This is a genomic window from Corynebacterium sp. H130, from assembly GCF_037572395.1.
Classification (GTDB): Bacteria; Actinomycetota; Actinomycetes; order Mycobacteriales; family Mycobacteriaceae; genus Corynebacterium.
Genome location: NZ_JBBHLA010000001.1, coordinates 40,220 through 59,650, shown reverse-complemented (window position 1 = coordinate 59,650; position 19,431 = coordinate 40,220). Strand labels below are relative to the sequence as shown.

At 59.3% G+C, this 19,431-nt stretch carries 15 protein-coding genes and 2 pseudogenes; 11 read left to right on the top strand and 6 right to left on the bottom strand.

The annotated features are described in order from the left end of the window. Positions 1-37: 37 nt before the first annotated feature. The 4 genes from cobN to WG939_RS00275 all read left to right on the top strand — a co-directional run bounded on the left by cobN (position 38) and on the right by WG939_RS00275 (position 6,495). Complete coding sequence (gene cobN / locus WG939_RS00290) at positions 38-3,601, top strand: cobaltochelatase subunit CobN (RefSeq protein ID WP_445227840.1); 3,564 nt, start codon at positions 38-40, stop codon at positions 3,599-3,601. A gap of 90 nt (positions 3,602-3,691) precedes the next feature. Next, positions 3,692-4,186 (top strand): FxsA family protein, encoded by a 495-nt coding sequence (locus WG939_RS00285; protein ID WP_339981473.1) that lies wholly within the window; start codon positions 3,692-3,694, stop codon positions 4,184-4,186. Beyond that, on the top strand, positions 4,183-5,637 hold the full coding sequence (lnt, locus tag WG939_RS00280; protein WP_339981471.1) for an apolipoprotein N-acyltransferase: 1,455 nt from the start codon (positions 4,183-4,185) through the stop codon (positions 5,635-5,637). The genes WG939_RS00285 and lnt overlap by 4 nt, the downstream gene beginning before the upstream one ends. Positions 5,638-5,691: 54 nt before the next feature. Beyond that, positions 5,692-6,495 carry a polyprenol monophosphomannose synthase gene (locus WG939_RS00275; protein ID WP_339981470.1) on the top strand — a complete coding sequence of 268 codons (804 nt, stop codon included), beginning with the start codon at positions 5,692-5,694 and terminating at the stop codon, positions 6,493-6,495. A gap of 40 nt (positions 6,496-6,535) precedes the next feature. Here WG939_RS00275 and WG939_RS00270 read toward each other — a convergent pair whose 3' ends face one another. Next, on the bottom strand, positions 6,536-6,919 hold the full coding sequence (locus WG939_RS00270; protein ID WP_339981469.1) for an RNA polymerase-binding protein RbpA: 384 nt from the start codon (positions 6,917-6,919) through the stop codon (positions 6,536-6,538). 131 nt (positions 6,920-7,050) lie between these two features. On the opposite strand from WG939_RS00270, the gene WG939_RS00265 reads away from it, so the two are divergent. Both WG939_RS00265 and WG939_RS00260 read left to right on the top strand, forming a co-directional pair. After that, positions 7,051-7,410 (top strand): hypothetical protein, encoded by a 360-nt coding sequence (locus WG939_RS00265; protein WP_339981468.1) that lies wholly within the window; start codon positions 7,051-7,053, stop codon positions 7,408-7,410. Positions 7,411-7,423: 13 nt separating this feature from the next. Further along, complete coding sequence (locus WG939_RS00260) at positions 7,424-8,122, top strand: YceI family protein (protein WP_339981466.1); 699 nt, start codon at positions 7,424-7,426, stop codon at positions 8,120-8,122. Between the two features lie 314 nt (positions 8,123-8,436). Here the strand turns inward: WG939_RS00260 and soxR are convergent, their stop codons facing one another. Then, on the bottom strand, positions 8,437-8,883 hold the full coding sequence (soxR, locus tag WG939_RS00255; protein WP_339981464.1) for a redox-sensitive transcriptional activator SoxR: 447 nt from the start codon (positions 8,881-8,883) through the stop codon (positions 8,437-8,439). 121 nt (positions 8,884-9,004) lie between these two features. Next, a complete protein-coding gene (locus tag WG939_RS00250) occupies positions 9,005-10,366 on the bottom strand; it encodes an amidase (RefSeq protein WP_339981462.1) in 1,362 nt (453 codons plus the stop codon). 132 nt (positions 10,367-10,498) lie between these two features. Here WG939_RS00250 and WG939_RS00245 point away from each other — a divergent pair, with 132 nt between their 5' ends. Continuing rightward, positions 10,499-11,866, top strand: a complete 1,368-nt coding sequence (locus WG939_RS00245) for an MFS transporter (protein WP_339981461.1) — start codon at positions 10,499-10,501, stop codon at positions 11,864-11,866. Between the two features lie 39 nt (positions 11,867-11,905). Beyond that, positions 11,906-13,087 (top strand): annotated as a pseudogene (gene chrA, locus WG939_RS00240) (chromate efflux transporter). A gap of 89 nt (positions 13,088-13,176) precedes the next feature. Here the strand turns inward: chrA and WG939_RS00235 are convergent. Next, on the bottom strand, positions 13,177-14,493 hold the full coding sequence (locus WG939_RS00235) for a class I SAM-dependent methyltransferase (RefSeq protein ID WP_339981460.1): 1,317 nt from the start codon (positions 14,491-14,493) through the stop codon (positions 13,177-13,179). A gap of 171 nt (positions 14,494-14,664) precedes the next feature. Between WG939_RS00235 and WG939_RS00230 the strand changes: the two genes are divergently transcribed. Next, entirely contained in the window at positions 14,665-15,996 is a 1,332-nt protein-coding gene (locus tag WG939_RS00230; RefSeq protein ID WP_339981459.1) for an NAD(P)/FAD-dependent oxidoreductase, read from the top strand. Between the two features lie 79 nt (positions 15,997-16,075). Continuing rightward, positions 16,076-16,867: pseudogene (gene thiD / locus WG939_RS00225) on the top strand (bifunctional hydroxymethylpyrimidine kinase/phosphomethylpyrimidine kinase); the annotation flags it as partial. Here the strand turns inward: thiD and WG939_RS00220 are convergent. Both WG939_RS00220 and WG939_RS00215 read right to left on the bottom strand, forming a co-directional pair. After that, entirely contained in the window at positions 16,817-17,458 is a 642-nt protein-coding gene (locus WG939_RS00220; RefSeq protein ID WP_339981458.1) for a class I SAM-dependent methyltransferase, read from the bottom strand. The pseudogene thiD and the gene WG939_RS00220 overlap by 51 nt on opposite strands. A 9-nt stretch (positions 17,459-17,467) precedes the next feature. Then, entirely contained in the window at positions 17,468-17,908 is a 441-nt protein-coding gene (locus tag WG939_RS00215; protein WP_339981457.1) for a PaaI family thioesterase, read from the bottom strand. A 62-nt stretch (positions 17,909-17,970) separates the two neighbouring features. On the opposite strand from WG939_RS00215, the gene gndA reads away from it, so the two are divergent. Continuing rightward, complete coding sequence (gndA, locus tag WG939_RS00210) at positions 17,971-19,425, top strand: NADP-dependent phosphogluconate dehydrogenase (protein WP_339981456.1); 1,455 nt, start codon at positions 17,971-17,973, stop codon at positions 19,423-19,425. Positions 19,426-19,431: the final 6 nt, after the last annotated feature.

The following is a 19,431-nucleotide window of genomic DNA, read 5'->3' as shown; positions in this document are numbered from 1 at the left end:
GCGTAACCCCGTCAACTGCACAGAAAGGTACGCAGACGTGATCGCACTGCTGTCCACCTCAGATACTGACCTGCTTTCGGCAAAGGCTGCCAATTCCGCACCCGATGTCGAATTCAAGTTCGCTAACCCCATGTCTCTCAAGGCCGAGCAGGTCGGAGAGTGGCTGGAAGGCTGCGACATTGCCGTCGTTAGGCTCCTTGGTGGCAAACGGGCCTGGGAGGACGGATTAAAATCCGTCCTGGGCAAAGGAATCCCGACCGTCGTCGTCTCAGGCGAGCTGGCCGTCGACGCCGAGCTCACCGAACTGTCCACCGTCCCAGCGGGCGTAACGACGACCGCACACACCTACCTGGCTGAAGGCTCAGCCAAGAACCTCGAGCACCTGTACCGCTTCCTCTCGGACACGGTTCTCCTTACCGGCTACGGCTTCGACCAACCGGAACACATGCCGATGTGGGGCCATTTGTCTCGCGACGAGTGGGCTGCAGGTGAGGCCCCACGAGGTCCCCGCATCGCTGTGCTGTACTACCGCGCCCAGCACCTGGCAGGTAACACCGAATACATCAGTGCCCTTAGTCGGGCACTGGAAAGGCAAGGTGCAACCGCTGTCCCGATGTTCACCGCTTCGCTACGCCAGGCAGCTCCTGAGCTGCTCCAGGAGCTCGCCACCATGGACGCCGCGATCACCACGGTTCTCGCAGCTGGTGGCACCAAACCAGCAACCGCGCAGGCCGGTGGCGATGACGAGGCTTGGGACGTCGCAGAGCTCGCTGCTCTTAATATCCCGATCATTCAGGGCCTGGCGCTCACCACACCGCGCAGTGCCTGGGACGAGAACGACGATGGCCTCACACCTCTGGACGTCGCAACGCAGGTCGCCGTGCCGGAGTTCGACGGACGCATTATCACCGTCCCGTTCTCCTTCAAGGAGTACGACTCCGACGGCCTCATCGCCTACGTCCCGGACCAGGAGCGTTGCGAGCGCCTGGCGGGCATTGCAGTCAAGCACGCGCGGCTGCGGTCTTTGGAGAACAAGGACAAGAAAATCGCCGTCATGCTCTCGGCGTACCCAACCAAGCACGCCCGCATCGGCAATGCGGTGGGCCTGGATACCCCAGCTTCTACGCTGCGCGTCCTGCGAGCTATGTCCGAAGCGGGCTACGACCTCGGCTCAGTGGCGGACATCCCTGGCTACGCGGACATGGACGGCGACGCCTTCATGCACGCCATCATCGAGGCAGGTGGCCACGACCCAGAATGGCTCACCGAAGACGTGCTGGCCAATAATCCTTTGAAGCTGTCTCGTGAGGAGTACCTGGAGTACTTCCTGACCTTGCCTTCGGCGGTACAAGAGGAGATGACTGAGCACTGGGGCGCGGCCCCTGGCACGCACTACGTGAATCCGACTACGGGCGAGATTTACATCGCCGGCCTGCAATTCGGCAATGTCGTGGTGATGGTCCAGCCACCACGTGGCTTCGGCGAAAACCCAGTCGGCATCTACCACGACCCGGACCTGCCAGCGAACCACCACTACCTGGGCACTTACCACTGGCTGCGCAGCGTATTCGGAGCTGACGCGATCGTCCACATGGGCAAGCACGGCAACATGGAATGGCTGCCGGGCAAGACCGTTGGCATGTCCGCCGAGTGCTACACCGACCAGGCCATCGCGGACATCCCGCTTATCTACCCGTTCCTGGTCAACGATCCTGGTGAGGGCACCCAAGCCAAGCGTCGCGCGCACGCAGTCTTGGTCGACCACATGATCCCGCCGATGTCCCGCGCCGAATCCTACGGCGATATCACCCGCCTTGAGCAACTCCTGGACGAGCACCAGAACATCTCCGCCATGGACCCATCCAAGCTCCCGGCAATCCGCCAGGAGATCTGGACGCTGCTCACCGCAGCGAAAATGGACCAGGACCTCGGCTGGGGGGAGCGTCCGGACGAAGAAGTCTTCGACGACATGCTCATGCATATCGACGGCTGGCTCTGCGAAATCAAGGACGTCGCCATCCGCGGCGGCCTGCACATCCTGGGCGAACCGATCGAAGAAGAGATGCTCATCGACCTCGTCCTCGCCATGCTCCGCGCCCGTCAGCTCTGGGGTGGCGAACGCTCCGTCGCCGGCCTGCGCGAAGCCTTTGGACTGTCAGAAGCGGGGGATGAGTCCCGCGCACGTGTCGACGAGGTGGAAGCGCAGGCAAAGGAGTTGCTGACGCAACTCAGCCAGAAGGGTTGGGATGTAGGGGCCGTCGATAAGCTCGATGCCCCTGAGGCCGCGCGGGAGATCCTGCGTTTCGCCTGCGCCGAGATGGTGCCGCGCCTGCGCCAGACCCCGCGCGAGATCACTCAGATCCTGCGCGCACTGAACGGCGAATTCATCGAGGCCGGCCCGTCCGGCTCGCCGATGCGTGGCCTGCTCAACGTGCTGCCGACCGGCCGCAACTTCTACTCCGTGGACCCGAAGTCCATCCCTTCGCGCTTGGCCTGGGAGACGGGCACGCTGCTTGCCGACTCGCTCATCGAGCGCTACCTGGCAGAACACGGGAAGTACCCAGCTTCGGTGGGCCTGTCCGTCTGGGGTACCTCCGCGATGCGCACCTCAGGCGACGATATCGCCGAAGTATTCGCGCTGCTCGGCATGCGCCCGATCTGGGACGAAGCCTCCCGCCGTGTCATCGATCTGTCCGTGATTCCTTTGGAAGAGCTCGGCCGCCCGCGCATCGACGTCACCGTCCGCATCTCCGGCTTCTTCCGTGACGCTTTCCCGCACGTAGTCGCCCTGCTTGACGACGCCGTCCAGCTGGTCGCGGGCCTCGATGAGCCTGCTGACCAGAACTTTGTCCGCGCCCACGCTGAAGCTGGTAAGCCGGTCCGTCGCATATTTGGTTCCAAGCCAGGAACCTATGGTGCCGGCCTGCTGCAGCTCATCGAATCCGGCAACTGGCGCGATGACCAGGACCTGGCGGAGGTCTACACCACCTGGGGTGGCTACGCCTATGGTCGTGGCGTGGATGGCGTGGAGGCGAAGGAGGAAATGCGAGAGGCCTACCAGCGCATTTCGGTGGCTGCGAAGAACGTCGACTCGCAGGAGCACGACATCGCAGACTCCGATGACTACTTCCAATTCCACGGTGGCATGGTCGCAACGGTTCGCGCGCTAACCGGCAAGGATCCAGAGGCGTACATCGGTGATTCCACTCGTCAGGAAACCGTCAAGACCCGCACGCTGCACGAAGAATCCCGGCGCGTATTCCGAGCCCGCGTGGTCAATCCGCGCTGGCTGGAGGCTATGCGCAACCACGGTTACAAGGGTGCCTTCGAGATGAGCGCCACCGTGGATTACCTCTTCGGCTACGATGCCACCACCGGACTCATGGACGACTGGATGTACTCGACGCTGACGCAGGAATACGTCCGCGATGAGACGATGCGCGAATTCTTCGAAAAGTCCAACCCATGGGCGCTGCGCGACATCTCCGAACGCTTGCTAGAAGCAGCTGACCGTGGCATGTGGTCTGAGCCTTCCGCCGAGGATCTCGATACACTACGCCAGGCCTTCCTGGACATGGAAGGAAACCTGGAAGACAAGTAGTTCAAAAATCCCCCGTGAACGTGTCAATTTCTGGACGGTTTTGACATGTTGGCGGGGGATTTTTCGCTCCCGGCCATCTACAGTGGTGGGGTGCCACTCATCATTGCAATTCCGTATTTCCTCTTTGAGGCGCTGGCCTTCTGGGGCGTTTCCCAATTGATCGGCGTCGGTTGGGCCCTCGTCGCCCTCTTCCTTTGTTTCTTCGGCGGTCTTTTCCTCGCTGCATTCGAGATGAAGCGCATCGGCAGCGTCGCGTTGCATCAGCAGAACGTCAATCCAGGACGCCTTGCAGGCGACTACGGGCTACTAGCTGCCGGGGCAATCCTGGTGGCCTTGCCTGGTTTTGTCACCTCGTTTCTCGGCCTCCTGCTGATTCTTTCGCCGACCCGTGCGCTGGTCAGGGGAGTGTTGGCCAAGAAGCTCCGCGTGAAGGTCGAGAACTTGGGCATGAGGGGTTTTGAGCAGGCTAATCGCTACCGTCAGCAGGCCAGCTACGGCTCGTTCAAGGACCCAAATAAGCCAGTGATCGACGAAGAAGAGCTCCATAATTGGTCTGAAAACGTCAAGCCAGAGGACTTCAAGTGAGTCTGCTGTTTCGGTTCCTCCTGGCAGCCGCGGGTGGTGCTGCTTGTTATGCCTCTTTCGAGCCCGTGGGCTGGTGGTTTGCGGGAATCGTCGGCCTCGCGATGTTTGCAGCCTCTGTTGCCCCTTGGGGTAAGGATCAGCCACGCAAGCGCACCGGTGCCACGCTAGGTTTCATATTTGGCCTGGCGCTTTACCTGCCGTTGTTGCCGTGGGTGGGGGAGTTCGTCGGCACGCTGCCGTGGGTAGCGTTGGCGGTCACCGAGTCGCTGTATCTCATCGTGTTCGGCGCCATCGCGGTTCCCATCATGAGATGGAAAAACTTCGGCCCAATCGCTTTCGCGCTGTGGTTTGTGACCATGGAGTTCGTGCGTTCCAACTGGCCTTTTGGGGGCTTCGCCTGGGGGCGCCTCGCATGGGGGCAAATCGAGGGGCCGGTAGCGCAGTGGGCGTCGATAGGCGGGCCCGCGCTGGTCACCTTCGTTGCTGTGCTGGCGGGAGCGTTGCTGGCTTCTCGACGCGCCATTCCCGCCATCGCCTCGGTCCTTGTCGTGGCTTCTGGGCTACTCATCCCGGTCCTGACACCTGATTCTCCGAATGTGGGGGAGATGAAGGTCGCGGCGATTCAGGGCAATGTGCCACGCGCAGGCCTTGATTTCAACGCTCAGCAGCGTGCGGTCCTGGGCAACCATGCCCGCGTAACTTCAGAGGTAGATCAGCAAGTTGACCTGGCGATTTGGCCGGAGAATTCTTCGGACGTGAATCCATTTTCTGACGAGAAGGCCAGGGAGCTGATCACTTCCGCGGTGGCGGACATCAATGCCCCGACGTTGGTTGGCACGATCACTGTCGACGATGTTGGCCCACGAAACACGATGGTGGTGTTCAATCCAGACGGATCGACAGGGGAGTACCACTACAAGAAGTTTCTGCAGCCTTTTGGTGAGTACATGCCGTACCGGGATTTCTTCCGTAAGTTCTCCTCCTTCGTGGACATGGCGGGCAACTTCCAGCCGGGCACTGGCAACGGAGTTGTCACCATGAACGACGTAAAAATCGGCGTGGCCACCTGCTACGAGGTTGCCTTTGATGCGGCGGCGCGCACAGCCGTCGATAATGGCGCTCAGATGCTCACCACACCCACCAACAACGCAACCTTCGGCTACACCGACATGACCTACCAGCAGATGGCCATGAGCCGGCTGCGCGCGATCGAAACCGACAGAGCAGTGGTCATTGCTGCGACGTCGGGTTCTTCGGCGTTGATTCGACCCGATGGCTCGGTCATTGCGAAGACGCACCTGTTCGAGCCAGCCGTCTTGATCGACACGATGCCGCTTCGTGACACCCGAACCATCGCATTACGATTCGGTCACATCATCGAGTGGGGCATAGTCTTGGCGGGACTAGCACTTGCGATACTGGCTATCCTGGTCTCACGTCGGGACAGGTAGACTGTCACTAAACCAACAAAATAACTTTCAACCTCAGGGGAGTACTGCACAATCATGGGCAATCCAAGCGATCTCACGCTCGTTATCATTCCTACGTACAACGAGCTGGAGAACCTGCCTCTCATCACCTCTCGCGTGCGCAAGGCGACGCCGGAGGTCGACATCCTCATCGTCGATGACAACTCCCCAGACGGCACTGGCGAAGCAGCCGACAAGCTGGCAGCAGAGGACTCTCACATCAAGGTCCTGCACCGCGAAGGCAAGGGCGGCCTGCTGGGCGCCTACCTCGCAGGCTTCGAATGGGGCCTCGAGCAGGGCTACACCGTGCTCTGTGAAATGGATGCTGACGGTTCCCACGCCCCAGAGCAGCTCCACCTGCTCCTCGAAGCAGTCGACAACGGCGCTGACCTCGCCATCGGTTCCCGCTACGTGCCAGGCGGCAAGGTGGTGAACTGGCCGAAGAAGCGCTACATCCTGTCCAAGGGTGGCAACCTCTACATCGGCCTGATGCTCGGCTCCGGCCTCACGGACATGACCGCCGGCTACCGCGCTTTCCGACGCGAACTGCTGGAAGCCCTCGACTTTGAAGAGCTCTCCGCAGCCGGCTACATCTTCCAGGTCGACGTTGCCCGCCGCGCAGTAGCAGCTGGCTTCGACGTGGTCGAAGTTCCAATCACCTTCACCGAGCGTGAGATCGGCGAGTCCAAGCTTGACGGTTCCTTTGTCAAGGACTCCCTGCTTGAGGTCACCAAGTGGGGCCTGGCACACCGTGGCGAGCAGGCCCGCGAACTGGCTAAGGAAATGTACGGCCTGGTCAAGTACGAAATCGAGAACAAGCGCAAGAAGGCGCAGTTCTAGCAAATATAGAAATGGCCCCCAATTGGGGGCCATTTTTTGGTTACTGTTGAGCGGCAGCTTCTTCTTGCTGCTGCTTCAGCAAGCGTGCCGCATTGCGACGGCGCTTGCGCAGCAATTCAATACGCTCTTCGAGGAGCACATCCAGCTCCTCGATGCTGCGGCGCTCGCGAAGCATATCCCAGTGGGTACGTGGAGGCTTGACTTCCTTTGCCTCCTGGCCTTCGCCTTCCATCAGGACGCCAATTTGGCCGTTCTTGCACAGCCAGGTGCTTGGGATCTCGGCGTCGTCAGCGAAAGGAACCTCGTAAACTTCGCCAGTGTCAGTCTTGTACTTGACTAGCTGACGTGGCGCGAGGTCGTGGTCACGGTCAGTTTCATAGGAAACAGCGCCCATGCGGCTGCCACGAAGTACGCGATCTGCCATGTTTTCATCGTCCTTAAGATAGTGTGTCGTACACCCACGAATAGGTGACTTGGGGACAGTATTTCGCCATTATAGCCGTTTTGCGGAATTGGTTTAGGACGTAGCCTCAAACTTGGGATATGGTTTACGACGTGAAACCGTATTCTGCAGCGGAGTCGGAGCTTTCGGCAAGCCGCCAGCCTGCTACGTGTGCTTGGTGTGGCAAGCCCATCGATGCTGGTGGCAGGGGACGACCAAAGAAATACTGCGGTCATTCCTGTAGGCAGCGAGCCTACGAGCAGCGCAATGGTGTCGCCGGAACCGCGATTCCTGCAGAAGCCGTGATTTTGCGACCTGAAAAAGTCTCCAGACTGAAAGATTCACTTTTTGAGCTGCGGTGCGCCGCCGAAGACGTCGCAACTGCAGCGTCAGAGGGAGCGTCTGCCGAAGAGATGCGCCAGCTGTGTGATGATTTGGTTGAATTGGCGCGTGACATTGAAAAACTACGTTAGGTGAGCTACCCGGATGAATCAGACCTACAACAAGAAGCTTGTCATTGGACTGGTAATCGCGATCATCGCAATTGCGCTGGTCAGCGTCGCACCGGTAGCGTACAAGGCCTACATGACGCCAGGAGTGAAAACTGACGGCATTCAGACTGCCGGTGCGAAGAAGGCGAGTACTGATATCAACGGTGAGTGGTCGGTAATAAAGGCCGCTCCGGGCAACCCAACGTCGGTCGGCTACACATTCTGGGAGATTTTGCCTGGTGAGCGCCGTGCTACGTCGGGAAGCACTGAGCATGTCGACGGCAATGTCAGCATCAAGAACGGGAAGCTGACGGGAGCCACCCTGACAGTTGATATGTCAACCATTAAGACCGATCGCGAAAAGCGAGATATCAACGTGCGCATGAAGCTGCTCGAAACCGATACCTATCCTGAGGCCAAGTTCACCGCCGACGACAGTGTATCCGTAGACGTTTCCCACATTCCTGACAACGGCAGCCTCGGCAAAGTTACCGTGCCTGGCACGTTGACTATCCATGGCGTCGGCAAGCACATTGACGCTGAACTTGATGTGCTGCGCACGGGCGACAACATTGTGGTTGGCGCCAACATTCCAATCAACCGACACGACTTCGGCGTGGAGACGCCAGACTTCGTGGCCGCCAAGATTGACGCCGAAGGACATCTGAACATCCGAATCGCACTGGAGAAGTAGATGGCCGAGCGAGCGATCCCATTTCTTTGGTTCCGACTGTTCGCCGTTCTTGGCTTCTTCGTCTTTGTCATGTTCAAGGGGATGCCGATTGTCGCGCTCATCTCGATTGGACTGTTTGTTCTGACGGCAGTCCAACTTCGGGGCGCATATCGATCAAAATCGCCCCAAGAGCAACAGTAGAATACACCTGCAACTTACGTCACTGTGACAATAAAAGTAAAAGGTGGCAGTAAAAGCAAAAGTACTTAGTGTCCGATAATGTACATTATGTCAAATTGGATTTACCGGACATGCCCTAGCACTTACACATAGAGCTACCCCGCATCACTGAGCGGCTCAAGCTTCACCGCCCCCGTACCCACGTGACGCATCCGATCCTCTGGGTTGTACAGCGCGCAGCTTTCCAGGCTCAGGCAGCCGCAGCCGATGCAGCCGTCAAGATTGTCACGCAGGCGCTTGAGACGTTCAATCTGAAGGTCTAGGCGTGGACGCCACGCACCACTGAGGCGCTGCCAGTCTTCTTTGGTGGGCACTGCTTCGCCGTGTGGCAATTCATCCAGCGCCTCCGCGATGTCATCGAGGCTCAGTCCCACATTCTGCGCGACCTTGATGAACGCAACTCGTCGCAGAACGCTTCGGTCGAAGCGTCGCTGATTACCGGCATTGCGATGGCTCGTAATAAGTCCTTTTGATTCATAGAACCGAACCGCCGAGGGCGCAACTCCCGCACGGGAGGCAACTTCACCAACAGAAAGTTCCATCAGACCCCCTTCGATCGCTTGACTTAAAGTTAACTTTAACTTGTAGTTTTGAGTTATGTCAAACGAAACCCTCCACTACCTGCACGAATCTACCGATCCAGCAATCGAGCTATGGCACCAACTACACGGCCTTCGCTAGCGACGCCGCCACTGTCATGATTATCTCTTCACCATTCGACGGCCCAATCAGCTGCACACCGATCGGCAACCCATCTCGCCCCTTCCCCGTCGTGACGTGGGCGGCAGGCTGGCCGGCAATATTCAAAAAGCCCGTGTACCCAACCGACGACGCGGAGGTCAGCATCGCACCGATCATCCCCTTCCCACGCAGCGCAGGCACACGCGCGGGCCGCTTCTTGAGGGTTGGCGAAAGCAGCAGGTCATAGTCGTTAAACACCTCGTCTACAGCTACTCCAATAGCTGCGGAGCGACGCTTCGCCCACTCGACCAGACTGTTAGTAATCAATTTGCCAATGCGCACCACCGCTTTGCTGCGAGATTCCAGCAAGGCGGGCTCTTCCAGCAAGTCATACTCTGCCAGTGGCCCCGCGAAAAATTGGATCAGGAATGGCAAAGTCGGGTTCGGGAATTTGACCTCCACGGCTGTTACACGGTGGCCCTGCGACTCCAATAAGCGAGCAATTCGCTCCATCTCGACCCGGTGCTCCTTGCAGGCCTTCGTGCCGTCTGAGAATGATCCTTCAACCACTCCGATACGCAGGCCAGAGACCTCGCGCGAGCAGGCATCGACCAAGGAGCCGATGGGCTTCGCATGCCAGGCATCGGTGTCGGCCGTGCCGCTGATGACGTCGTAAAGCAAAGCAGAATCTCTCACGGTGCGCGTGAGAGGCCCGACGGTGCCGAGCGCATGCCACAGATCGCTAAACGGCGCGATAGAGACGCGCCCGCGCTGGGGCTTGAGACCAAACAGCCCGCATTGAGCTGCTGGAATGCGGATAGATCCGCCACCGTCACCGCCCATGCCTGCGGGTACCATTCCGGAGGCGACGGCCGCAGCAGTCCCGCCGGAGGAACCACCAGTTGTGCGCGTAATGTCGTGCGGGTTGCGGGTGATGCCTTTGGATTCGGTCTCGGTGAATGCCCAGCAGCCAAATTCAGGCATGCGCGTCTTCCCGACGATGATCGCGCCCGCCTCCAGCAGCCGCTCCACCGCCCACGCGTTACCCAACTCCGGTGTCTTGGTTGCCGTTCCGAAGGTGGTCGGCACCCCTGCGACCGGCATTTCATCTTTAATCACTAGTGGCACGCCATGCAGCACGCCACGCTTCTCGACGGGCACAGCGTCCAATTCCCTTGCCCTAGCCATCGCTTCGTCCCTCAGGACGTAGGACAAGGCGTTGAGGCTCGGATTGAGCTGGTCAATTCGCTGCAGGCACGCTTGAACGCCAGCAACGGCACTCGTTTCCGCCACGCGTTCGCGCCATTCATGTACGTCCAGTTCATGCCATTGCTTATGTTGCATGCGCTCAATTGTAATTGGTTTTTCTCGTTGAACAATTCCCACCTAGTGAACCAAATTGACCACTCTGCGGGATTGGTGTGCTACTGTTCATCTCACATTGTTCAAACAACGATCTGAATGTAGGTGGTGTTCATGACCCAAACCGTGACAACGGCCCAGGCCCAAGTGCCGGGCGCGCGCGTAGACAAGCAGACCAAGAGGCGGATTATCCTCGCTTCCACCGTGGGCACCACAATTGAGTTCTACGATTTCTATGCCTATGCCACGGCAGCGGTAGCCGTCTTCCCGTTTCTGTTCTTCCCAAAAAATCAGGACCCCACAGTCGGCCTGCTGGCCTCTTTCGCTACCTTCGGCCTAGCTTTCGTTGCTCGCCCTCTGGGATCGGTCCTGTTTGGACACTTCGGCGATCGCATCGGCCGTAAGGCTACTCTGGTCGGCTCCCTGTTGACGATGGGCATCGCCACCTTCATCATCGGTCTGCTGCCTACCTACGCACAGGCTGGCCTGTGGGCACCTGCACTGCTGGCATTGATGCGTTTTGGTCAAGGTCTTGGCCTGGGCGGCGAATGGTCCGGTGCCGCACTGCTGGCCACCGAGACTGCAGAAAAGGGCAAACGCGCGTGGGCTGCCATGTGGCCCCAGCTGGGCGCACCATTCGGATTCCTGGCAGCCAACGGTTTGTTCCTCATCTTGGTGTCCTGGTTGGGGCATACAAACGGCGACATTGAAGGCGCCTTCATGTCCTGGGGCTGGCGCATCCCGTTCTTGCTGTCCATCGTGATGGTCGCAGTTGGCTTGTATGTCCGCTTCAAGCTGGAAGAAACCCCTGTTTTCCAGGACGCTCTGAACAAGGGCAAGAAAGTGAAGGCTCCGCTGGGTGAGGTCTTCAAGTCCTCCTGGAAGGCCCTGATCATCGGCACCTTCGTCATGGTCAGCTGCTACACCTTGTTCTACCTGGTCACCACCTGGATCCTGTCCTACGGCATCGGTAAGAAGGACGCCGGCATTGGCCTGGGAATCCCATACACCCACTTCCTGAAGCTGCAGCTGATCTCCATCTTTGCGTTCATCGCGGGCATTCCGCTAGCGGGCTGGCTTGCCGACGTCTGGGGTCGTCGCCGCACCCTCATCGCAGTGTCTGTCCTCATGGTCGGCTTCGGTTTCACTTTCCCGGTCTTCCTGGCACCAAGCAGCGCCACCGAAGCTACGGTCTTGGCCTTCCTGACCATCGGTATGTTCCTCATGGGACTGATCTTCGGTCCGATGTCCGCAGTTCTCCCCGAGCTCTACCCCACCAACGTGCGCTACACCGGCTCCGGAATCGCCTACAACGTCTCCTCAATTCTGGGTGCTGCCATCGCACCGTTTGTGGCAACGTGGCTGGTCAAGCACCACGGTGTCGCCGCCGTCGGTGTTTACCTGATCGTGGTCACAATGATCTCGCTCATTGCCATGTTCGCTATGCAGGAAACGAAGGAAGCCGACCTGACGCAGATCTAGTACTGCGCCCCCTGACTCGTGGCCATAGACTTAGTCGTCATGACCACGCCAACTTCCAAGGGCAGCCCGTGGGAGGTGCTCAGAGTCTTTAGCGGACTGGGTTTCACCTCCTTCGGCGGCCCTACTGCTCATTTGGGCTACTTCAAAACGGCTTTCGTAGACAAGCGCAAGTGGCTCAGCGAATCCGATTACGCCAACACCGTGGCATTGTGCCAGTTCCTGCCAGGGCCCGCTTCTTCCCAGGTCGGCATGGTCATCGGGTTCCGTCGCGCCGGCTACCTCGGCATGCTCATGGCTTGGCTAGCTTTCACTCTGCCCTCGGCAGCCGCACTCACCGCCTTCGCCTTGCTCATCAAGCAATCCCACCTGGTAGATCCCAACGCGGGTTGGCTCAAGGGATTGCTTGCTGCCGCCGTCGCCGTCGTATTCCATGCGGTGGCAGGCATGGCAAAGAACCTAGCAAACACGAAGATCACGGCAACGATTACAGTGATCTCAGGCCTCACGGTTCTCGCCGTTCCGAGCCCCTGGACTCACGTTGCAGTCATTGCGGTTGCTGCGCTGCTCGGCGCTTTCCTGTGCGAGGCTACCTCTCCGAGCAACGCTGATGATGGCCGATCGGTGCCACAATCAGTTGCTCTCGGAGCCCTCGGGCTATTCATCGCAGCCCTAGTTGCGCTACCACTTCTTGCCCAGGCCACTGGGAACCACATCCTAGAGATGTTCTCGGCCTATTTCTCCGCCGGCGCACTCGTGTTCGGCGGCGGGCACGTGGTCATGCCTCTTCTTGAGCAACACACCGTTGCTCCAGGCTGAGTGAACCAAACGGAATTCCTAGCCGGCTACTCGGCTGCTCAGGCAGTCCCCGGCCCGCTGTTTACCTTCGCGTCATTCCTGGGTGGTGCGGACGCTGGAATCCTCGGCGCCACGATCGCCACCATCGCGATCTTCGCGCCCTCCGCCCTCCTCGTCCTCTTTGGCCTCCACTATTGGGATCGACTCTCCCACTCGCTGCGAACCCGCAAAGCATTCGCCGGCGCCAACGCAGCCGTCGTCGGACTTCTTGCAGCAGCTCTCTACAACCCCGTGTTCACGCACGGCATCAACGGCGTAGCTTCCCTCGGCATTGCAGCCGTCTGCTGGCTTGGCATGGCGAAATGGAATGTCCCGGCCTGGGCCATTGCACTTGGAGCTGCGCTTGCAGGTTGGGCCCTGCTGTAGCCGAAATCTTTCCCCTATTTGAACCAGAATTTTGACAAAACCCCAGGACAGCGTGCCCAAATACGGGAAAGATTTCTAAAGTTAGCGCCTTATCGACGCCCTGCCCTGTTCCTCGTGGTCAGCGTGAGCTGCACGGCGTCCAATGCTCCCACCCAAAACAGGGCCTCAAGCAGCGCGAAATGATAGATCCACATGCGTCGGAACACTGCGTCGTAACCTGCAGCGGCAGCTTCTCGGAGGTGGCTTTCGAACAGCTCGCGCTGAATCCGCAGGCTCTCGCGGTAGTGATCGCCGTAGTGTTTCTCCGCGATGATGCGCATTCCAGTTTCTTTATCAACTAGCTGATGGAGCTGCGTGGTCGTCGCAAAGCTTAAGGCAGGCCAGACGTACGCCCGCAGCATGCCCAAGGCCTCGCGGTTTACTCGGCTCAGCGGAGCTGCGGCCACGACGGTAGTCATTCCGATGAAACCGCCCATCGTCAGCATTCTGTCCAGAGACTTGAAATAAGACTGACGGCCCTGTTTGCCTAGATATTCCAACTTTTCCGCGGACAGAATGCAGTCATACCTGCCGCGCCAATCTTCTCGGGAAGGAAATGGCGCAGGCAGAGTGTACGGACGAACGTGGTGGGAAGCACCGTTGAGCGTAATAAATTCATCGAGCGCGATGCGGTGCTCGGCATCCGAGGTGAGCACATCGACGGTGGCTCCGCGAGCTGAAGCCAGCAAGGCCAGCGCGCCACCAGAGCTTGGGAACTCCAACACATCCGCGCCTTGATCAACAACCGCGGCGTCAAGCAGGCTTTCGAGAGCGCGCTGCTGGGCCGCCTCAAAGTCAGCTTTCTCGACGTCAATCGGGGCGGAGTATTCAGTGACATCAACGAAGTGGCTGGCAGGTTCACTTCCCCGCCCGGCACCGGAGACAAAACTCTTCATCGACTCGCGCACAGTCGTTGGCACACCAGAGGCGAACAATCCGCCACAGATCGTCGCACCATCTTCCGAAAACAGCTGCACGAGGTCTGCAGGAAGCTCCTGACCTTCGCTACGAGACTGTGCCTTCACGGTGTTGAGGGAACGGCGCCCCTGGGGTTTATAGCCTCCAGCCAGCAATTTTGCCAAGGTTCCTACTAGGTCCCGGGCTGTCCACTCGCCAGCCATATAGGACTCCGCGAGCCCCAACCAGCCAGACTCAGCCAGTCGTACAAAAAGCTCTTCGTGCACAACCGAAATATCCGGATTATCGCCATCCAGGACGATTCCGACCCGATTGCACACCTTTGCAAAGCGCTGCTCAGCCTTACGACTCCTGAAGCTCACCAAAGGACCAGGTTCGCTTACTTCGACGAGGGCTGGCCAACTTTCGGCGTCGACATGCGCGAGATGCTCGGGAGTATAGGTCGCCATCACTTCCCCACCTTCCGGGCGTCTCGTCCTCAAACAACCACAGCTTAATGCGACCGACCCCCGCCCGACCGATGCGACACGACCCCACGATGTGACCAGGATCAAACCACCGTCTAGAATGGGAGCCCTAACCCCATTACATACCCCCATTTATCAGGAGCTTAGATCCTTATGACTGAGAAGCCATTTCGCCCTTCTGAAGGACGCCACCACGTCGTCGTAATCGGCTCCGGCTTCGGCGGCCTGTTTGCCACCCAGCGTCTGAAGAAGGCGGATGTCGACGTCACCCTCATCGACCGCACCAACCACCACCTCTTCCAGCCACTGCTGTACCAGGTAGCAACCGGCCTGCTGGCCTCCGGCGAAATTGCACCAGCAACCCGTCAGATCCTGGCAGACCAGGACAACGCTTACGTCGTGAAGGCACGCGTCACCGGCATCGACATCAAGGCACAGACCGTCACCACCCAGCTGGGCAACAACACCAAGGTCTTTGCTTACGACTCCCTCATCGTCGCTGCAGGTGCAGGCCAGTCCTACTTCGGCAACGATCACTTCGCAGAGTTCGCGCCGGGCATGAAGGACATCGACGATGCTCTCGAGATCCGCGCCCGCATCATGGAAGCTTTCGAACGCGCCGACATGACCCAGGATCCAGTTAAGCGCGAGCGCTACATGACCTTCACCATCGTTGGTGCTGGCCCAACCGGTGTTGAGCTCGCCGGCCAGGTCGCCGAGATGGCAAACCGCACGCTGAAGAGCCAGTACCGCAACATCGATCCTTCCGACGCCAAGATCCTGCTCCTCGACGGCGCCCCACAGGTCCTGCCTCCATTTGGCAAGCGCCTCGGCCGCAATGCGCAGCGTCGCCTCGAAAAGCTTGGCGTCAAGGTCATGCTGAACTCCATCGTCACCGATGTGAACGAGGAAGCAGTCACTGTTAAGAACATGAAGGATGACTCCGTCACCTCCATCCCATCGTTCTGCAAGATCTGGTCCGCAGGCGTTTCTGCTTCCCCACTGGCGAAGATGATCGCCGACCAGGCTGGAACTGAGGTCGACCGTGCAGGACGCGCCATCGTGGGCGATGACCTCACTGTTGGCGAGTACAAGAACGTCTTCCTCGTCGGCGATATGGCCAACTACGAGAACCTCCCGGGCGTTGCTCAGGTGGCAATGCAGGGTGGCGAATACGCTGCTGAGCAGATCATTCACGAACTCGCCGGTCGCCCAAACACCGAGCGTCCAAAGTTCGAGTACTTCGACAAGGGCTCCATGGCTACCGTTTCTCGCTACTCCGCAGTAGTGAAGATGGGCAAGCTCGAGTTCACCGGTCTGATCGGTTGGATCATGTGGCTCGCAGTCCACATCATGTTCCTGGTTGGCTACCGCAACCGCTGGACCGCTGCATGGGCTTGGGGCCTGAACGTGCTGTCCCCTAAGCGTTGGCAGATGACGGTCACCGACCAGCAGCGTAAGGCACGCAACATGCTGGAAGGCTAATCGGCCAGTATTTAAGCCAGTGTTGTCCACTTCGGGCAATGCTGGCTTTTTTCGTATGAAAGTGGCCTAACCTTGAGGCATGATCACACCACGCCCCATTCCCCGAGTCCTTTCCATCGCTGGCACCGACCCAACCGGAGGCGCCGGACTCCACGCCGACCTGAAATCCATTTTGGCTGCTGGAGGCTACGGCATGGGCGTCATCACCGCCCTCGTCGCCCAAAACACCCACGGCGTACGGAGCGTGCACATCCCACCAATCGAATTCCTCACCGAACAACTCAAGGCTGTCTCCGACGACGTCCAGATCGATGCCATCAAAATCGGCATGCTAGGCAATTCAGACATCATCGAGGCCGTCGCCACCTGGCTCGCCAACATCGACGCCCCCGTCATCCTGGACCCCGTGATGATCGCTAGTTCTGGCGACCGCCTCCTTGATAGCGCCGCAGAAAACTCCCTCCGAAACCTCGCGCAGCGGGCCGACATCATTACCCCAAATCGGCCCGAACTCGCGGTACTCACCGGCTCCGAGATTCCCGATGCCGACGCCGCCCTCACAGCAGCTCAAAAGTTTGCTGGCGAACATGACACCATGGTCGTGGTCAAGGGCGGGCACTTGTCCGGCGCGGAAGCGGGCAACTGGCTTGTCGACGCCTCCGGAATCCTCTCCCATACCTCAACCCCACGCCTAGACACGAAGAACACGCACGGCACCGGGTGTTCCCTCAGCGCCGCGCTCGCAACTCGATTTGCAAAGTCCGGAGAGCCCGCTGCGGCTTTGGAATGGGCGACGCTCTGGCTACACGACGCCCTGCGCTCAGCCGATCAGCTTGAAGTTGGATCCGGGCACGGACCCGTCGACCACGGTGTCTGGCTTCGCGCGCTCAAGGATCGCGACGATGAAGCCTGACTTAGCGGTAAACGGCTTCATATCCCAGGTGGACAGGAGCAGGCTTTCTTGCAGTCCCGCTTCCTGGCAGTCACTGAGGAATTGGCGGTAGTGGTAGCCGCGGTCGGTGCCAAAACCGATGACGAGGCGTCCGCCGTCGGCAAGCTCGCGGGCAAAGGCTTGGAGTGCAGGGAGACGGCCCGCTGGTGCTAGGAAGGTCATGACGTTTCCGGCGGAGAAAATGACGTCGTAGGGCCCTTCGGGAAGTTCACCTGCTGCTAGGTCGCCAACCTTCCACGTGCATCCTGGGTAGTCGGCCTGGGCGTGGCTGATCAGCGTGTCATCAATATCCACGCCAGTGACCACATGGCCACGTTCAGCGAGCACTCCGCCCACACGACCGGTACCGCAGCCTGCGTCGAGAATCCGGGCATTTCGGGGCGCTAACGCATCAATGAAACGGGCCTCGCCGTTGATGTCCTTACCTTCGGCGACAAAGTTCTTCCAGCGCTGCGCGTAGTTTTCGGAGTGATCCGGGTTGGCAGCAACAATCTCTTTCCAGGTTCGCATAGCCACAGCTTACGCTGCGAGCACCATCGTCCTTAAGACGGTGGTCGAGAGCAGTTTGTCCCGGTGGTAGCAACGAATTTCAAAGGCCTGCGTGCTGCGCCCAGCATGAATGGTGGTCGCCTCCGCTTCAATCACTCCGGAGCCACAGGACGCCAGGAAGTTGGTGCTGTTGGACAGCCCGACAACCGGAGCCCCCGCGGACGCACACATCCCGGCGACAGATCCCAGAGTTTCCGCAATTGCGCAGTACACGCCACCGTTGACCAGCCCCGACACTTGCAGCAACTCCTGCGTCACTGGAATTTCAGCGCGTACTTTCTTGGCGCTTACCTGAGTAAAACGTAGACCAATGTGATTGGAAAAACCGCGATCCGCGGCGTTGAGTTCGGCGAGTTCGTCATCGGTGAGGAAGCGGTCCTTGGCTGCGATAAAAAGGGGCAGGATCTCCATGACATCTCATTTTAGACTCCGTGACTGAAGTTGCAGCGCGGGAAGCAGGTACGATGTGAACCATGACTGAGAACAATGCCCTCGCACACATCGGTGTTGTCGGTTTGGCCGTAATGGGCTCTAACTTGGCACGTAACTTTGCTTCCCGTGGCCACACGGTTGCGGTGTTCAACCGCACCTACGAAAAGACCGCCGTTCTCATGCACGAACACGGCACGGACGGAAACTTCATTCCTGCGAAGACCATGGAAGAGTTTGTCGCTTCTCTGGAGCGCCCACGTCGCGCGATCATCATGGTTCAGGCAGGTCCCGCAACCGACGCTGTGATTAATCAGCTTGCTGATTTGATGGAGCCAGGCGACATCATCATCGACGGTGGCAACGCGCTGTACACCGACACTGTTCGTCGCGAGAAGGAAATCTCTGCCAAGGGCCTTCACTTTGTGGGCGCTGGCATCTCCGGTGGCGAAGAAGGCGCGCTCAACGGACCTGCGATCATGCCTGGTGGCCCAAAGGAGTCCTACGAATCCCTCGGCCCACTGCTCGAATCCATCGCTGCTGTGGTTGATGGCACCCCTTGCTGCACCCACATCGGCTCAGATGGCGCCGGCCACTTTGTCAAGATGGTCCACAACGGCATCGAATACGCCGACATGCAGGTCATCGGCGAGGCCTACCACCTCCTGCGCTACGCAGCTGGCATGGAACCTGCTGAGATCGCAGAGGTGTTCAAGGAATGGAACACCGGCGACCTGGACTCCTACCTCGTGGAGATCACCGCGGAAGTTCTGTCTCAGGTTGATGCGGAAACGGGCAAGCCACTCATCGACGTCATCGTTGACGCCGCTGGACAGAAGGGCACTGGCCGCTGGACCGTCAAGGCTGCGCTTGACCTCGGCATTGCCACCACCGGCATCGGCGAAGCTGTTTTCGCCCGCGCACTGTCTGGCGCTCGTTCTCAGCGCGCAGCCACCATCGGCAATCTTCCAACCGGCGAGCTGACCACCCTCGATGCACTCGGCGTGGACAAGACCCAGTTCGTTGAGGATGTTCGACGCGCACTGTACGCCTCCAAGCTGGTTGCCTACGCCCAGGGCTTCGATGAGATCAAGGCGGGCTCCCAAGAAAACGGCTGGGATGTTGATCCTCGCGACCTCGCCACCATCTGGCGTGGCGGCTGCATCATCCGCGCCCAGTTCCTCAACCGCATCAAGGAAGCCTACGACACGAACCCTGATGTCGAATCCTTGCTGCTCGACCCATACTTCAATGGTGAGATGGCAAAGCTGGTCGATTCTTGGCGTCGCATCGTCGTGCTGGCTACCCAGCTCGGCCTGCCGATCCCAGTGTTCTCCTCTTCCCTGTCTTACTACGATTCCCTTCGTGCGGAACGCCTGCCAGCTGCCTTGATCCAGGGCCAGCGCGACTTCTTCGGTGCACACACCTATGAGCGCACCGACAAGCCAGGCAAGTTCCACACCCAGTGGAGCGCCGATCGCACCGAAATCGAGGCCTAGGACTTC

Coding starts and splice junctions, on each gene's coding strand:
- WG939_RS00275 (WP_339981470.1), top strand. CDS start 5,692: ATGGGCAATCCAAGCGATCTCACGCTCGTTATCATTCCTACGTACAAC.
- WG939_RS00270 (WP_339981469.1), bottom strand. CDS start 6,919: ATGGCAGATCGCGTACTTCGTGGCAGCCGCATGGGCGCTGTTTCCTAT.
- WG939_RS00260 (WP_339981466.1), top strand. CDS start 7,424: ATGAATCAGACCTACAACAAGAAGCTTGTCATTGGACTGGTAATCGCG.
- soxR (WP_339981464.1), bottom strand. CDS start 8,883: ATGGAACTTTCTGTTGGTGAAGTTGCCTCCCGTGCGGGAGTTGCGCCC.
- WG939_RS00250 (WP_339981462.1), bottom strand. CDS start 10,366: ATGCAACATAAGCAATGGCATGAACTGGACGTACATGAATGGCGCGAA.
- WG939_RS00245 (WP_339981461.1), top strand. CDS start 10,499: ATGACCCAAACCGTGACAACGGCCCAGGCCCAAGTGCCGGGCGCGCGC.
- WG939_RS00235 (WP_339981460.1), bottom strand. CDS start 14,493: ATGGCGACCTATACTCCCGAGCATCTCGCGCATGTCGACGCCGAAAGT.
- WG939_RS00230 (WP_339981459.1), top strand. CDS start 14,665: ATGACTGAGAAGCCATTTCGCCCTTCTGAAGGACGCCACCACGTCGTC.
- WG939_RS00220 (WP_339981458.1), bottom strand. CDS start 17,458: ATGCGAACCTGGAAAGAGATTGTTGCTGCCAACCCGGATCACTCCGAA.
- WG939_RS00215 (WP_339981457.1), bottom strand. CDS start 17,908: ATGGAGATCCTGCCCCTTTTTATCGCAGCCAAGGACCGCTTCCTCACC.
- gndA (WP_339981456.1), top strand. CDS start 17,971: ATGACTGAGAACAATGCCCTCGCACACATCGGTGTTGTCGGTTTGGCC.